Genomic DNA, 14,115 nt, shown 5'->3' with positions numbered 1-14,115 from the left:
TTCAGGGGGCGCTTTTCCTAAAAGTGCCCTCAAAATCATTCAGGAGGACACCCATGCGCCCGATTTTTCTCGCACTTGCCGCCAGTTTGGCCCTTTCCCTGCCCGCGAAGGCTGACAACGTCACGGTTGCCGTGACGGCGATCGTCGAGCACCCGGCGCTGGATGCAGCCCGCAAGGGCGTTCTCGATGCGCTGACGGCGGCCGGCTACAAGGAGGGCGAGAACCTGAAATTCGTGTTCGAGTCGGCGCAGGGCAATCCGGCGACGGCGGCTCAGATCGCCCGCCAGTTCGCCGGCGACGAGCCGAATGTCATCGTGCCGATCTCCACGCCCTCAGCCCAGGCAGTCGTCTCCTCGACGCGCGACATTCCGGTCGTCTTCACCGCGGTCTCCGATCCGCTCGGCGCCCAGCTCGTCAAGAACATGGACAAACCAGGCGGCAACGTCACCGGCCTCTCCGACATGTCGCCGGTCGCCGAGCATCTGGCGCTGATCAAGGAAATCCTGCCCGATGTGAAAACCATCGGTTATCTCTACAACTCCGGCGAGGCGAATTCCGTTTCGCTGCTCGCCGTGCTGAAGGCCGAAGCCGACAAGGCCGGCCTGAAGGTTGTGGAATCGGCGGCCACCAAATCGGCCGAGGTCCAGGGTGCGGCCCGCGCCCTCGTCGGCCGTGCCGACGCGATCTACATCCCGACTGACAATACGATCATCTCGGCGCTCGAAGGCGCCGTCGCGGTTGCCGAAGAGAGCAAGCTGCCGCTCTTCACCGCCGATACGGATTCGGTTTCGCGCGGTTCGGTCGCCGCCCTCGGCTTCAACTATTACGATGTCGGCAAGCAGACGGGCGACATTGTCGTGCGGGTGCTGAAGGGCGAAAACCCCGGCGATATCGCGGTCAAGACCGCTGCCGGCAGCGATCTCGTCGTCAACAAGGCAGCGGCCGCCAAGATGGGCGTCACCCTGCCGCAGAGCGTGCTTTCCCGCGCCAACAAGGTCATCGAATAATCGGCTGTGGTGCCATCGACCGTTCACATTCAGCCGCTCCCGTTTGCACGGGGGCGGCTGAAGTATTAAAAGGCTGCGGTTTCGCGACGGGCGGAACGGTAACAAAAAGGGGCTAAAAGCCTTGAGCCAAATTGCATTCTGGGGGGCCGTCGAACTCGGACTGGTCTATTCCTTCGTCGCCCTTGGCGTCTATCTCGCCTTCCGCATTCTCGACTTTCCCGATCTGACGGTCGACGGCTCGTTCCCGCTTGGTGCTGCGGTGACCGCGGTGCTGATCATTGCCGGCGTCAATGCCTGGCTTGCGGCAGTGGTCGCCATGGCGGCGGGTGCGGCCGCGGGCATGGTGACGGCGCTGCTCAACGTGCGCTTCAAGATCCTCAATCTGCTCGCCTCGATCCTGACGATGATCGCGCTGTTTTCCGTCAATCTGCGCGTGATGGGCAAACCCAACGTCGCCCTCATCAATGCCGATACGATGATCAGCCCGTTCTTCGGGCATGGCCTGCGCGATTTCTACGTACGGCCGCTGTTTGTCGGCGTTCTCGTGATCGTCGCCCTCGTCCTGGTCTGGCGCTTCCTGGAAAGTGATGCGGGGCTTGCGATGCGGGCGACCGGCGCCAATGCGCGAATGGCGCGGGCCCAGGGCGTCGATACCAGCCGGCAGATCTATCTCGGCATGGCGATCTCGAATGCGCTGGTGGCGTTCGGCGGCGCGCTATTTGCCCAGACGAACGGTTTTGCCGACGTCACCTCGGGTGTCGGCACGATCGTCGTCGGTCTGGCCGCCGTCATCATCGGCGAGACGCTGCTTGGTCGCCGCGGCCTGTTGATCGCGTTGATCGGCTGCGTGCTCGGCTCGATCCTCTATCGCATCGCGATCCAGCTGGCGCTGTCCAGCGACGTCATCGGCCTGCAGGCCTCCGACCTCAATTTCGTGACGGCGGTGCTGGTCACCGTGGCGCTCATCCTTCCCCGTCTTCGCGGAGGTGCCGCATCATGATCAGCGTCAAGGACATCCAGGTCGTTTTCGGGCGCGGCACGCCGCTGCAGAAGCAGGCGCTGAACGGCGTCAGCCTGACCATCGAGCAGGGCTCCTTCGTTACCGTCATCGGCTCCAACGGTGCCGGCAAATCGACGCTGCTCGGCGTGCTCGCCGGCGACGTCCTGCCGAGCGAGGGACAGGTGCTGATCGGCAAGAACGAGGTGACGCGCAAGTCGACGGCATCACGCGCCGGTCTGGTTGCGCGCGTCTTCCAGGATCCGCTGACGGGAAGCTGCGGTTCGCTGTCGATCGAGGAAAATCTCGCTCTCGCCGCCCGACGCGGCGAAAGGCGCGGGCTTGCGCCGGCGCTCGCCGGCAAGAGGCGCCTTTATTTCAAGGAGCGGATCGCCGAACTCAATCTCGGGCTGGAGAACCGGCTGCAGGACCGCATGGATCTGCTCTCCGGCGGGCAGCGTCAGGCGGTTTCGCTCGTCATGGCAACCCTTGCCGGCTCGGAGGTGCTCCTGCTTGACGAACATACGGCGGCGCTCGATCCCGGGATGGCCGAATTCGTGATGAACCTGACGCAGAGGATCGTCTCCGAGCGCAAGCTGACGACGATGATGGTGACGCATTCCATGCGCCAGGCGCTGGATTACGGCCACCGCACGATCATGCTGCATGGCGGCGAGATCGTTCTCGATGTCGCGGGCGACAACAGAAAGAACCTGCAGGTCGAGGATCTGATCGCGATGTTCCGCAAGATGCGCGGCCAGACGCTCGATGACGATGCTTTGCTGATCGGATGAACCCGACAGCGTGCTGATTGGCTAAACCAACAGCGTGCTGATCGGCTAAGCCCGATCATCTCGCCTGCGCGAGCAGGATCTTCGCGGCGAAGATCGAGAAGACGCCAGCGAAGGTATAGTCCATGCCGCGCAGCACCTTCCTGTTGTTCTGCAGCCAGGAGGCCAGCCGATCGGCGGCAAGGACCACGGCGGCATTGACCGGCATGGCGAACAGGATGAAACAAAGCCCAAGGAAAAGCAGCTTCTGCGTGACGGCGGGATCGCCGGCGCTGACGAACTGCGGCAGGAAGGTCATGAAGAAGATGATGACCTTCGGGTTCAGAAGATTGACCCAGAAGCCGGACGAGATGTTCGAAAGCGCCGTCCCCTTCTGCTCCTCGACCTTGGCGACAGTGAGCTTCGAGCCGAAGCGGATCGCCTGCACGGCGAGCCAGAACAGATAGGCAGCGCCACCGGTCTTCAGGATCAGGAAGGCCGTCGGCGAGGCGATGATCAGCGCCGAAATGCCGAAGGCGACCAGCATGGTGTGGACGACGATGCCGAGGCTGGTGCCGATGACGACGAAAAGAGCCGCTTTTTTGCCCTGAGTCAGCGAACGGCTGATCGACAGCGTCATGTCGGGACCGGGCGTCGCCGCGAGCAGCAGCGTCGCGGCGGCAAAGGCCACAAGGGTCGAGAGGCTCGGCAGGAAATCCATGGCACGCTCTGAAAGCCGGGAAGATCGGGCGATTTTCTACCCGGCTTTCAGAAAATTACCAATCAAACCTTCTCATAGTGCCGATCACTTCTGGTCGAGGAAGGCCTTGAACTTGTCGGCATAGTCCTTGTGCCAGCGTGACAGCGGCGGGCGATTCTCGATGATGTCGCCGGCCGCCCAGGCCATGCGGCGTTCGTCGACCGGCCGGGCCACGTCGTTGTCGGGGCAGAGGATATAGAAATCGCCGCGCTCGATGCTCTCGACCATGAAGTCGACCGTCTGCTCCGGTGTCCAGGCGGCGGCCGGCTTTTCCGCGCGGTCGCCCTTGGTGAGGCCGGTGAAGACGAAGCCGGGGATCAGAAGATGGGCGGAGATCTTTCCGCCGTCGATGTTGCGAAGCTCATGCTCGAGCGCTTCGGTAAAGACCTTCACGCCCGATTTGGAGATATTGTAGGCGGGATTGCCGGGCGGCGTGGTGATGCCCTGTTTCGAACCGGTGTTGATGATCAGGCCGGGTTCGCCGTGCGACAGCATCTTCGGGCCGAAGGTGCGCGTGCCGTTGATGACGCCCATCAGGTTGACGGCGAAGATATGGTCCCAGTTGGCCTGCGGGCTGAAGATCGAGGTTTCCGGGCCGATGCCGGCATTGTTCATCAGCACGTGCACGCGGCCGAAACGCTGGAGCACGGCGCGTTCGAGCGCCTCCAGCGACTCCCGGGATGCGACGTCGGTTTCGACCGCCATCACATTTTCCTCGCCGGCAATGGTCTTGAGTTGGTCGGCGGCCTCGGCCAGCCGATCGCCGCCGAGATCGGCGATGGCGACGCTCATGCCGCGCCCGGCGAAATATTTCGCTGCCGCCAGGCCGATGCCGGACGCGCCGCCGGTGATGACGGCAACATTGGATTTCTTGAAAATCTCTTGAATATTGGTCACGGGGAGCCCCTCCTCGATCATTGCTCGGACGTTGGCGAATATGGGCTCCGCTTTGCCGCTGTCAAACGCTATTGCCGCCGGTGGCGTCACACTTGCCCTTGCGTCACGCGTCAATCTCGCTAAAAGTGCCGCGACACCGGGTTTTCGCCGGCCTTTTATGCAACGGACCTCATCATCATGGCATCATACAAAGACGTGAAGAAAGTCGTTCTCGCCTATTCCGGCGGTCTCGACACCTCGATCATCCTGAAGTGGCTGCAGACCGAGCTCGGCGCCGAAGTCGTCACCTTCACCGCCGATCTCGGCCAGGGCGAAGAGCTGGAGCCGGCGCGCAAGAAGGCCGAGATGCTCGGCATCAAGGAGATCTACATCGAGGATGTGCGCGAGGAATTCGTGCGCGATTTCGTCTTCCCGATGTTCCGCGCCAATGCCGTCTATGAAGGCGTCTATCTGCTCGGCACCTCGATCGCCCGTCCGTTGATCTCCAAGCATCTGATCGACATCGCCCGCAAGACGGGGGCGGATGCGATCGCCCACGGCGCCACCGGCAAGGGCAACGACCAGGTTCGTTTCGAGCTGTCCGCTTATGCTTTGAACCCCGACATCAAGATCATCGCGCCGTGGCGCGACTGGGCGTTCAAGAGCCGCACCGACCTGCTCGCCTTCGCCGAGCAGCATCAGATCCCGGTCGCCAAGGACAAGAAGGGCGAGGCGCCGTTCTCCGTGGACGCCAACCTTCTGCATTCCTCCTCCGAGGGCAAGGTTCTCGAGGACCCCGCCCAGGAGGCGCCGGAATATGTGCATATGCGCACCATTTCCCCGGAAGCCGCGCCCGACAAGGCGACGGTGATCAAGGTCGGCTTCCGCAAGGGCGATGCCGTCTCGATCAACGGCGTCGAGATGTCGCCGGCGACTCTGCTGGCGACGCTCAACAATTACGGCCGCGACAACGGCATCGGCCGTCTCGACCTCGTCGAGAACCGCTTCGTCGGCATGAAGTCGCGCGGCGTCTACGAAACACCCGGCGGCACGATCCTGCTCTCGGCGCATCGCGCCATCGAATCGATCACCCTCGATCGCGGGGCTGCCCATCTCAAGGACGAGATCATGCCGCGTTACGCCGAGCTGATCTATTACGGCTTCTGGTTCTCGCCGGAGCGCGAGATGCTGCAGGCACTGATCGACAAGAGCCAGGAGCATGTCGAAGGCGAAGTGACGCTGAAGCTCTACAAGGGCAATGTCATGGTCATCGGCCGCGAAAGCGAAAAGTCGCTCTATTCCGACAAGCTCGTCACCTTCGAGGACGATCAGGGCGCCTACGACCAGAAGGACGCGGCCGGCTTCATCAAGCTCAATGCGCTGCGTCTGCGCACGCTCGGCAAGCGCAACCTCGTGAAGTAATCGCCGTTCGCGTTTACGCGGAATATGAGCCCGCCGGCATTGCCGCGCGGGCTCTTTGTTATTCAGCGACTTTCGCGGCGGCTGCATCTGCATACAGCCTGACATCACCGCGGCGCGGTCCCCAGCTTTCGGCCCAGAGCAGCAGGCCGACGCGTTCGGCTATGTCAGACGCCGCCTTGGCAGGATCAAGCCGTATCGCCTCTCCGTCATCCGTTACGGCAAAACCATCCTCCGCCTGATCGAGGCAGGTGACCGCCAGTCCGGCTTTGACGGTGATGCCGCTGCGGTCCAACGTCAGATCGCGTGTTATCGCCTCGCGCAACGTGCCGAGATCGAGCGGCGCGAGCCTCAGGCTGCCCTGCCACTCGTTCGGCGCATTGGTGGGATCGACGACAGTGATGCCGGGCAGTGCGGCAACTTCGCCCTTGAGGGGGCCGGCGCCGTGCCGGGTGGTGTAGCAGCGCGTCGCATATGTTGCGTCGAGCGCGGTGATGCCGGCTTCGGCTGCAATAGCGAACATGTTGGCGAGCCCGGTATTCGAGCGGGTAACATGGGGGAAGGCGCCACAGTCCGGATCGAGCCCGAGGCCCTGCGCCGCCTCGAAGATGACGGCGCCGCGTTCGCACAGCCGCCGGTCGGGCCAGAGCGTGACGCGGTCGAGATAGGCGGCGCAATCGGCCTCGAAGCGGGCGATGGTGGTGTCGTCGGCCAGCGCGGCGGCCAGCTCTGCGGGCAGGGCGGTCATGCCGAGTGCGGCCAGCCGGACGGGCACCCAGGCATCGCGGATGGAAACAAGGCGGGCGTGCAGATCGGGGCGGAACAGATCCTTGGTCGAGAGGGCGAATTCCGGGCGCAGATTGCGTTCGATGGTTTCGCCGAAGCCGAGGCCGCAGCTGCCGTGACGGGCAGTGCCGCGCGCCAGCTCCAAGGCCTGGTTGATGATGACGTCGAAGGGCGTGGTGACCGGTGCCCGCGGGTCGCTGCTGATCTCAGGCCTCACCCCGAGCTGGCTGAGATCCGTCAGCTCGCCGAGCAGCAGCATCGGATGGGCGACGAAAAAGCGGCTGAAATGCGTGGCGGCCCCGGCAAAGCTGCCCGAGCCGATATGATGGAAGACATGGCGGCGGCCGGCGGAATCGACCACGGTGTGGCCCGCCTGAGCGCCGCCATTGCTGCGAACCACCACGGCCCTCGGCGTCGCTGCGGCAAGGCGATCGACCATCAGTCCCTTGCCTTCGTCGCCATAAAGCGCGCCGATCACGGCCTGTGCTTGGATACCCATCATTCTGCTCCTCAATGGCCCCGGCGCGACCGCGCCGGGGCAGTTAGAATACCGTATCAAAAGAAAGGCAGCAGGCGCCGCTTCGGGCGTTCGCCGATGGCCTTGGCGACGACTGCGGCAGCCGCACCCGGCCAGCTGGCGGCCACGTCGCCGGCGTCCCGACCCTCGGTGATCTCGATGATCGAGACCACCAGCTCGGCAATGCGCCTGTGGTCGTCGAGCACGAAGGTCCTGCCTGGCAGCAAGGGCTGCCAGCTCTGCAGCACCCGGTCGAGCCACGCGGCTGCATAACCCTCGCGGATGACGATGTGGAAGACCTCATAGGATCTCTGTGCCATCGCAAGGCATTCCCGGGCGCTCAGACCGCGCGGCGGTTCGATGCCGAAGATGCGAGCGATCTGGTCGGCAGTCAGGCCATTATGAACCGGCTCGTCGCCGATGGTGAAGAGATAGCCTTTGCGGCCGCGCCTTTCGAAGGCATCGGTCGACGTTTTGAGGGCTGCCAGAAGGTGGGCGGCGCTGTAGCTTTCGCCATCATTGCCGCCGCCCTTGCCTTCGAGCCACAGCGCGCGGATCTGGTTGGCAAGCGAGATGTCGGCCTCGAACTGGGTGGCCTGCAGCGGTGCGGTATCGGTATACGCATCTCCGATCGCTGCCACCATGATATGCGGATCGGATACCGGCCGGCGGTCATAGATTTCCGATGTCAGGGTGATGAGCCCGCCGCGCATCAGCTCGTGGGCGATCATGCCCATCGAGCCGGTCACATCCGAGGCGAGAATGATCGGCGTCGACTGCGGATTGTAGGCGCTGTCGCGGCTCTCGCGGGTGGCAAAGCGCGCCGGATCGAACCGGGGGTCGATGCCGGTGGCGCCGAATACTTCGGACCGGCTGCGGCCATCCACATGGCGTGCATTGTAGGCCGCCCAGTCGGCTGTGCTGAAACGTCCCATACCCATGGCATCACTCCTTTGCTTGTTGCCTTGGCGATCAGGCCCGGGCGTCCTGCCCGCTGCCTTCGCTATCTATCATATAGACTTGCAAATTGCACTTTGCAAGTTGCTATTTGCAAATTGTTATTTTTATGATTGGCCGTTATGAGAGCCCGGAACGCTCACCAGGAAGATGCCAATGGCAGAGGCTGAATTCGCGCGGCCGATCGTGACGGTCGACATCGTCTTGCTGACGCTGCACCAAGGACGATTATGCGTGGCCTTGCTGCCGCGGCCCGCCGAGCCCTTTGCCGGCGTTCCGGCGCTGATCGGCGGCTATCTGCACATTGACGAGGACGCCGATGCGGAGGCGGCGGTGCGGCGCATCCTCAAGGCCAAGGCAGGGCTTGAGGGCATTTTCTTCGAACAGCTGGCGACCTTCGCTTCGGCGCGGCGCGATCCTCGCGACTGGTCGGTATCGATTGCCTATTTTGCGCTGGTCCCGCAGGGAGCGTTGGAGGGCGGCGCCGGCCCGCTGGAATTGCGGCCGGTCGAGGCCGCTGGCGAACTGCCCTTCGACCATCATGAGATCGTCACCGCCGCGCTGGCGCGGCTGCGCGGCAAGGGCGCCTATTCGACCATCCCGGCAAGGCTGCTTCCCGAGGTCTTCACGATGTCGGAACTGCAGGCAATCTATGAAACGGTGATGGGCGAACGGCTGGACCAAAGCGCCTTTCGCCGCAAGATCAATGATCTGGATCTGCTCGAGGTGGTCGAAGGCGAAAAACGGCAGACCGAGCGGGCCCGGCGGCCGACGACGCTCTATCGTCTGAAGACGCCGGTTGCTGTGTTCGACCGAAGAATTTGAACGCATCGGTTGCTCTGTCTCGCCGGAGCGATGCGCTGAACGTGGGAGGGTCACTCGTGCGCAAGCGATATCTTTCCCGATGCAAATTGGCGATCGTAGAAAATCCGCACCGACAGAACAACGCCGGCGATCAGGACAGCCACCCCAGCGATTTCGATCGGGGTCGGCCAGCGAGCATGGACAACCAGTCCTCCGATGACGCCGAAGGCCGTTTCCGAAACGATCAACTGTGCGGCCAGGGCAACGGGCAGGCTCCGTGATGCGATGTTCCAGGCCCAGACGCCGCCTACGGTTGCCAGCAGCGCGAAAGACGCGCCCCAAACATATAGGCTGCCGGCGGCATCCCAGCCGAATCCCAATACCGGAAGCTGGAACAGGTCCATCGCGGCGCCGACGGGATAGAAGACCAGCATCAAGACGCCACCTCCGACCAAGATCAGGGCCGACCACACGCCGGAGGGCATTTCTGGTCGGGCAGCGAGGGCGGCCTGATTGGCAAGAGCGAACCAGACCCAAAGTCCCACGGCAGCAAGCGCCAGCAGCACGCCAACCCACAGGGATTCGACGGAGCCCAATCCTTCAGCCGTGAATGCCGTGCCATTGACGAGAACAAGGCCGACCAGCACCAGCGCCAGAGGCATCATAAGGGATCGCCACGGCAATGATCCCTGACGCTGATTGCCAATGATCATCAATACGATCGGCACCAGACCGAGAAAGGCCGGAGCGATGACGGGGCCGGCAAAGACGGCCGCTCCGGTCACGGTCAGGAAGTAGCCGACATATCCGACGAAGGCGAGCCAGATGGCCTGCAGACAGTTCCGAAGCGTGAGATGGCGCATCGCACCTTTCTGCGAAAACAGAATGCAAAGCCCAATGAGGGCCGAGACGACATGACGGATGAGGGCAAAATCAAAGGTGGAATAGTCACCGATGATGAACGGCACAACAAAGTTGAGCGAAAAGGCAAAGGCCGCAAAGAGCGCGGCCGACACGCCGACATAGAAGAGTCTGTCCATAATGTTCACCCTTTTGGCGTTGGTTGCTGGACCTTGATCGTCGTGACGCCCGGCCGCTTCGATCGGCCAATCGGGCGGGATATGGGATCGAATGGGTAAAATTTACCGGCTACGGGCCTTGGCCGGTACCCGGTGAAAATGAGAGCCACCCTCTCGATACGCCTGGGATCGTCAGGCGATCTGCGTCGTCGAGGCCCGAGGTGAACGGCGGAACCGCCTATTCAGCAGAACCGATTTCTCATATCCTAAACAGAGAGGCTTCCAACCATCGGGGCAATATGGATCGGCTTGATGCAATGCGGGTTCTGCTTGCGGTGGTTGATGCCGGGAGCTTGTCGGCGGGTAGCCGGAAGCTGAACGCACCGCTGCCGAGCGTCAGCCGCAAGGTCGCCGATCTGGAGCGATATCTCGGCACAAACCTCATCATCCGAACAAGCCGCAACCTGCAGCTCACCGATGCCGGTCGCGACTATGTCGACGCGGCACGCAAGATTATCGCCGATCTGGAAGAGGTCGAACGCAGGGCGTCTGGCGAGTACCAGACGCCGCGGGGACTGCTGACCATCACAATGCCGATCGAGTTTGGCCACCGGTATGTCCTGCCGATCGCACTTGATTTCATGAACGAGCATCCGCAGGTGATATTGAACGTTCTTTCAATCGACCGCTCTGTTCATCTGGTCAATGAGCAGGTCGATGTCGCCATCCGACTTGGTGAGTTGGAAGACAGTTCGCTCCACGCCGTCAAGGCCGGTGAGTTCCGTCTGTTGACCTGCGCAAGTCCGGCCTATCTGGAGCGGCATGGCCTTCCCCAACATCCGACCGAACTTGCCAATCACGATGGGATCATGTTCCACAAGCGGTCGTTCTTTTGGAGTTTCGAGATCGACGGGAAGCCCGTCGAAATCCTGCCGCGTAGCCGGATCGAGGTGAACACGGCGGCCAATTGCGTCGCCGCCGCGCTAAAGGGGGCCGGCATTGCCCGCCTCTTCGACTATCAAGTTCCGGAGGAAGTGTCCTCGGGCGCGCTTGTGCAGATCCTGAAGGACTATGGCGGCGGGCCCAAGCCGGTCAACATCGTCTATTCGCGTCAGGGCCTGCTTGCCCTCAAGGTGCGTGCCTTCATCGATTGGGCGCTCCCCCGCCTTCGCGCGGTTTGCAGCAACTACGGCGATGCGCCTTCATCGGAATGAAGCTGGCCCCTGCCTTCAACGAACGACGCGATCGATCTGCGCCTGAAGGCGAGGGCCGACCAGCAGGATGGCGGGGATGACGATGAGATAGGCGATGCTCCACGAGCGGAGCCATGTCAGGGCGAACCCCTTCGAGAAGCCCAGGTTGAGCGCAAGCAGTGTAAAAGAGATCAGCCCTGTCGTTACGATGCCCATCGATAGAGCGAAGACGATCTTGCGTTTGAAATCCGTGTTCATGTCGGTCTCCCGGCTGGATGTGAAAGCGGGACCGCTTCAGTGGTGACGATCCCTGGTTAGCGCTTTGAAAGTCGCGCAATTCCGGCACCGGCGGTAGCGAGAGAACCCGAGAGGCAGCCTCCCGAATCCTGCAAGTTCTCAACGGTCGGGGAACCGTTAGGCCTGTCTACCCGGTCGCCTGGCGCGCCGCGGATATGAGGACGCAACACGAGACTTTTCGACATTGTCGCAGCGATCCCGCTTCTCGTTGCCGGAGGCGCCGCTGATCGAAAACGAGAGGCTCACTCTCGTTTCTGCCCGCTACCGGACCGGACTTGCAGAGCTCATTTTTCCGTCATCGCAGCCCAATTCCCTTGATCCCGGGCGGCGTCGAACAAACCGACAAGGAGTATCTGAATGTCGACAATCATCTACACCGGCACCACCAACACCACCGGCGGCCGTGACGGCGCGTCTCGCAGTTCCGATGGGCGCCTCGATGTGAAACTGTCCCCGCCCGGTTCCTCGGGCCCAGGCACAAATCCCGAGCAGCTCTTTGCTGCGGGCTGGTCGGCCTGTTTCCTCGGCGCGATCGGAAGAGCCGCGGCCGAGCGCCAGCTCCGTGTGCCCGCCGACGCCGCCATCGATGCCGAGATCGACCTGGTCTCGAATGACGACGGCTATGTGCTGCAGGCGCGGCTGAATGCGAAGCTGCCGGGCATCGAGGCGGATCTCGCCAAGGCGCTGGTCGAGCGTGCTCACCAGCTCTGCCCTTATTCCAAGGCCACCCGCGGCAACATTGCCGTCGAACTCAAGGTCGCTTGATCGGGCTCCGATCAAGGGCCGTTCACCCCACGTCGCGCCAGCGTCCCGGCATATGTCGGTGGTCTCAGGCGCGACTTCCAAAGGATTTTGTCATGACCACGATCGCAAGAGCCCTCGCAACGGCAGTTTTACTGCTTGCCGCCGGCACGCCCATCCACGCGCAAACGCCGCATCATGCAGCCACGCCGTTTCTTCCCATCCAGAACGAGCCTGCACCCAAACTCTTCGTGGATCAGCCGCTTCCGGGACCGCTCGCGAAGAGAGCGGTGGCCATCATTCCCTATCGAACCGAAAACTTCCGCATCCTGCCAATCTTCGGCGCCAGCGCCAGCGAGGTCTCGCCGAGGGCCGGTCACCTTCATGTCAGCATTGACGACCTGCCTTGGCGCTGGGCCGATGCCGGCGGTACCGGCGCTATCGTCCTGACCGGCCTGCCGACTGGTGAACACAAGGTGCTCATCGAAATCGCCACGCCGGAACACGAAGTGCTGGGCGGAGAGGTCGTGAAGTTCACCGTGCCGGCGATCGACAGCGCGCATCCTTAGAGGTCTATTATGTTGAGCCGGAAGCTGCCGCCAGTGGCGTTTGCGACCTGATCCCGTTTTCTCACAGCTCTTGACGGGTGCCTGCCATCGCTTAGTCTGCCAAATCATCCTCCGGAGTATGTCCATGACGCAGTCCCTGGTCTTCGGCGCCTTTCTGGCGGCGCTTTTCTACGTGCTCATTCCCGGACCCGCCTTTCTGCAACTGCTCGGCATCGGCGCCGGGCAGGGGCGCAAAGCCGGCGCTTTTTTCATGATGGGGCATCTGGTCGGGGATCTCATCTGGTCGTCGCTGGCGCTGATCGCGATCGTCGGGGCAAAGACCATCGGAACCTTCGTCTTCGACCTGCTCGGCCTTGCCTGCGGCTTCTATCTCGCCTGGATCGGCTGGAGTGCGGTCAATGCCAAGCCGAAAGCGGCGGGACAGGCTCTGATGGTGGTCGAGCGGCCGTTTCGCCGCGGGCTGATCTTCGGCGTCACCAATCCCAAGGGATATCCGGTGGCGCTCGCCACCTTCACCGCGCTGGTCGCGGGTTCGGCCGGGGCGCTTGATTTCGAGGCATTGCCGATGCTTCTCTGCGTGTCCTTCGTCGGTTTCGTGACGGCCGACATCATCCTGATCGGCATCATCGGCGCCGGCGCGGTTCGCCGCTTCTATCGCGCCCATGAGCGGCTGATCGTGCGCTGCTCCGGCGTCCTCTTCATGGGGTTTGCCGCTCAGGCACTCTGGCACGCAACGCCCGGCCTCATCGGCTGGCGCAAAGCCTAAAGCGCGTCGCGATCTTTCAGATTCGCTCTTTGCGCTTTAGCTCTTTGTTTTTACGCATGTCGTTCACCCAAAACCGCTGCACACTTTTGGGCGACATGCTTTAATTCAACTATCCAGGAAATCGACGATCGATTTCAGCGTCTGGACCTCATCGGGATCGCCGATCGACGTGGCGATCTGCAACTGACTTTTGTAATAATCGAGAAAATTGAAGCTCGTGCCGTCGGTGACGCTGGAGAGATCGATGACGTTGCCAAGCGGATCGATCGCGTGCATCGGCAGAGGCTCGGAGATCGCAGCGTAGGTGTTCTGATCGATCAGGCCGCTGTCGAAACTCTGACGCGCGTAATTGCGCAGTTCACCAGGGCTGACCGCGGTGAAATCCGGGCCTTCGTCACTATTGTCGTCGATCTGGAACGAGGCCGGGGCCGGAGCTCTGGTCTCGATTTCAATATCAGAGCTCTTCGAAGTTTTCGAGTTATTGGGATTGTTTTTAAATAGCAAACTCTGACAAGACCGCACAGAAAAAATTTCCATGGCGCGCATGTCCCCTTACAGGAAGAATATGGGGAAACTAGCGCTTGCGCGTGATTCGCGTCAATCGTTAACAAGTGGTTAATTCTAGCGCGTCAATTTT

The 14,115-nt window shown here is 62.2% G+C and carries 16 protein-coding genes; 9 read left to right on the top strand and 7 right to left on the bottom strand.

The window, feature by feature from the left end; genetic code table 11:
* Nucleotides 1–53: 53 nt before the first annotated feature.
* The 3 genes from AMK05_RS21215 (at nt 54) to AMK05_RS21205 (ending at nt 2,798) form a co-directional block, all read left to right on the top strand.
* Nucleotides 54–1,007: an ABC transporter substrate-binding protein gene (locus AMK05_RS21215; RefSeq protein WP_064841012.1), complete on the top strand. Its 954-nt coding sequence runs from the start codon at nt 54–56 to the stop codon at nt 1,005–1,007.
* Between the two features lie 121 nt (nt 1,008–1,128).
* Entirely contained in the window at nt 1,129–2,007 is an 879-nt protein-coding gene (locus tag AMK05_RS21210) for an ABC transporter permease (protein ID WP_012559241.1), read from the top strand.
* Nucleotides 2,004–2,798, top strand: a complete 795-nt coding sequence (locus AMK05_RS21205) for an ABC transporter ATP-binding protein (protein ID WP_064841011.1) — start codon at nt 2,004–2,006, stop codon at nt 2,796–2,798. Before AMK05_RS21210 ends, AMK05_RS21205 begins: the two co-directional genes overlap by 4 nt.
* A 55-nt stretch (nt 2,799–2,853) precedes the next feature.
* Here AMK05_RS21205 and AMK05_RS21200 read toward each other — a convergent pair whose 3' ends face one another.
* Together AMK05_RS21200 and AMK05_RS21195 are read right to left on the bottom strand one after the other, a co-directional pair.
* The gene (locus AMK05_RS21200; protein ID WP_064841010.1) at nt 2,854–3,495 is read right to left on the bottom strand and encodes a LysE family translocator; all 642 of its coding nucleotides are present in this window, start codon (nt 3,493–3,495) and stop codon (nt 2,854–2,856) included.
* An 84-nt stretch (nt 3,496–3,579) separates the two neighbouring features.
* Nucleotides 3,580–4,431 (bottom strand): SDR family NAD(P)-dependent oxidoreductase, encoded by an 852-nt coding sequence (locus AMK05_RS21195; RefSeq protein ID WP_064841478.1) that lies wholly within the window; start codon nt 4,429–4,431, stop codon nt 3,580–3,582.
* A 177-nt stretch (nt 4,432–4,608) separates the two neighbouring features.
* On the opposite strand from AMK05_RS21195, the gene AMK05_RS21190 reads away from it, so the two are divergent.
* Nucleotides 4,609–5,832, top strand: a complete 1,224-nt coding sequence (locus tag AMK05_RS21190) for an argininosuccinate synthase (RefSeq protein WP_003567353.1) — start codon at nt 4,609–4,611, stop codon at nt 5,830–5,832.
* Between the two features lie 58 nt (nt 5,833–5,890).
* On the opposite strand, the gene AMK05_RS21185 is transcribed toward AMK05_RS21190, so the two are convergent.
* A complete protein-coding gene (locus tag AMK05_RS21185) occupies nt 5,891–7,114 on the bottom strand; it encodes an adenylosuccinate synthetase (RefSeq protein WP_064841009.1) in 1,224 nt (407 codons plus the stop codon).
* Between the two features lie 56 nt (nt 7,115–7,170).
* Nucleotides 7,171–8,073: a VWA domain-containing protein gene (locus AMK05_RS21180; protein WP_064841008.1), complete on the bottom strand. Its 903-nt coding sequence runs from the start codon at nt 8,071–8,073 to the stop codon at nt 7,171–7,173.
* A gap of 172 nt (nt 8,074–8,245) precedes the next feature.
* Here AMK05_RS21180 and AMK05_RS21175 point away from each other — a divergent pair, with 172 nt between their 5' ends.
* On the top strand, nt 8,246–8,914 hold the full coding sequence (locus tag AMK05_RS21175) for an NUDIX hydrolase (RefSeq protein WP_064841007.1): 669 nt from the start codon (nt 8,246–8,248) through the stop codon (nt 8,912–8,914).
* 50 nt (nt 8,915–8,964) lie between these two features.
* Here the strand turns inward: AMK05_RS21175 and AMK05_RS21170 are convergent, their stop codons facing one another.
* Nucleotides 8,965–9,933 (bottom strand): DMT family transporter, encoded by a 969-nt coding sequence (locus AMK05_RS21170; protein ID WP_064841006.1) that lies wholly within the window; start codon nt 9,931–9,933, stop codon nt 8,965–8,967.
* Nucleotides 9,934–10,211: 278 nt separating this feature from the next.
* On the opposite strand from AMK05_RS21170, the gene AMK05_RS21165 reads away from it, so the two are divergent.
* Entirely contained in the window at nt 10,212–11,126 is a 915-nt protein-coding gene (locus AMK05_RS21165; protein ID WP_064841005.1) for a LysR family transcriptional regulator, read from the top strand.
* A gap of 15 nt (nt 11,127–11,141) precedes the next feature.
* Here AMK05_RS21165 and AMK05_RS21160 read toward each other — a convergent pair whose 3' ends face one another.
* On the bottom strand, nt 11,142–11,363 hold the full coding sequence (locus AMK05_RS21160) for a DUF2798 domain-containing protein (RefSeq protein WP_064841004.1): 222 nt from the start codon (nt 11,361–11,363) through the stop codon (nt 11,142–11,144).
* Between the two features lie 396 nt (nt 11,364–11,759).
* On the opposite strand from AMK05_RS21160, the gene AMK05_RS21155 reads away from it, so the two are divergent.
* From AMK05_RS21155 to AMK05_RS21145, 3 genes are all read left to right on the top strand, one after another.
* On the top strand, nt 11,760–12,167 hold the full coding sequence (locus tag AMK05_RS21155; protein ID WP_064841003.1) for an organic hydroperoxide resistance protein: 408 nt from the start codon (nt 11,760–11,762) through the stop codon (nt 12,165–12,167).
* Nucleotides 12,168–12,259: 92 nt separating this feature from the next.
* Complete coding sequence (locus tag AMK05_RS21150; RefSeq protein WP_064841002.1) at nt 12,260–12,712, top strand: DUF6130 family protein; 453 nt, start codon at nt 12,260–12,262, stop codon at nt 12,710–12,712.
* Between the two features lie 124 nt (nt 12,713–12,836).
* Nucleotides 12,837–13,478 carry a LysE family translocator gene (locus tag AMK05_RS21145; RefSeq protein WP_064841001.1) on the top strand — a complete coding sequence of 214 codons (642 nt, stop codon included), beginning with the start codon at nt 12,837–12,839 and terminating at the stop codon, nt 13,476–13,478.
* Between the two features lie 105 nt (nt 13,479–13,583).
* Here AMK05_RS21145 and AMK05_RS21140 read toward each other — a convergent pair whose 3' ends face one another.
* Complete coding sequence (locus tag AMK05_RS21140; RefSeq protein ID WP_064841477.1) at nt 13,584–14,015, bottom strand: hypothetical protein; 432 nt, start codon at nt 14,013–14,015, stop codon at nt 13,584–13,586.
* Between the last annotated feature and the right edge of the window lie 100 nt (nt 14,016–14,115).

Origin of the sequence: Rhizobium sp. N324 (assembly GCF_001664485.1) — a bacterium.
GTDB lineage: Bacteria > Pseudomonadota > Alphaproteobacteria > Rhizobiales > Rhizobiaceae > Rhizobium.
This window is presented reverse-complemented; position numbering and strand designations above follow the sequence as displayed.

Coding starts and splice junctions, on each gene's coding strand:
- AMK05_RS21165 (WP_064841005.1), top strand. CDS start 10,212: ATGGATCGGCTTGATGCAATGCGGGTTCTGCTTGCGGTGGTTGATGCC.
- AMK05_RS21190 (WP_003567353.1), top strand. CDS start 4,609: ATGGCATCATACAAAGACGTGAAGAAAGTCGTTCTCGCCTATTCCGGC.
- AMK05_RS21215 (WP_064841012.1), top strand. CDS start 54: ATGCGCCCGATTTTTCTCGCACTTGCCGCCAGTTTGGCCCTTTCCCTG.
- AMK05_RS21180 (WP_064841008.1), bottom strand. CDS start 8,073: ATGGGTATGGGACGTTTCAGCACAGCCGACTGGGCGGCCTACAATGCA.
- AMK05_RS21140 (WP_064841477.1), bottom strand. CDS start 14,015: ATGGAAATTTTTTCTGTGCGGTCTTGTCAGAGTTTGCTATTTAAAAAC.
- AMK05_RS21150 (WP_064841002.1), top strand. CDS start 12,260: ATGACCACGATCGCAAGAGCCCTCGCAACGGCAGTTTTACTGCTTGCC.
- AMK05_RS21155 (WP_064841003.1), top strand. CDS start 11,760: ATGTCGACAATCATCTACACCGGCACCACCAACACCACCGGCGGCCGT.
- AMK05_RS21185 (WP_064841009.1), bottom strand. CDS start 7,114: ATGGGTATCCAAGCACAGGCCGTGATCGGCGCGCTTTATGGCGACGAA.
- AMK05_RS21145 (WP_064841001.1), top strand. CDS start 12,837: ATGACGCAGTCCCTGGTCTTCGGCGCCTTTCTGGCGGCGCTTTTCTAC.
- AMK05_RS21200 (WP_064841010.1), bottom strand. CDS start 3,495: ATGGATTTCCTGCCGAGCCTCTCGACCCTTGTGGCCTTTGCCGCCGCG.
- AMK05_RS21160 (WP_064841004.1), bottom strand. CDS start 11,363: ATGAACACGGATTTCAAACGCAAGATCGTCTTCGCTCTATCGATGGGC.
- AMK05_RS21175 (WP_064841007.1), top strand. CDS start 8,246: ATGGCAGAGGCTGAATTCGCGCGGCCGATCGTGACGGTCGACATCGTC.
- AMK05_RS21170 (WP_064841006.1), bottom strand. CDS start 9,933: ATGGACAGACTCTTCTATGTCGGCGTGTCGGCCGCGCTCTTTGCGGCC.
- AMK05_RS21205 (WP_064841011.1), top strand. CDS start 2,004: ATGATCAGCGTCAAGGACATCCAGGTCGTTTTCGGGCGCGGCACGCCG.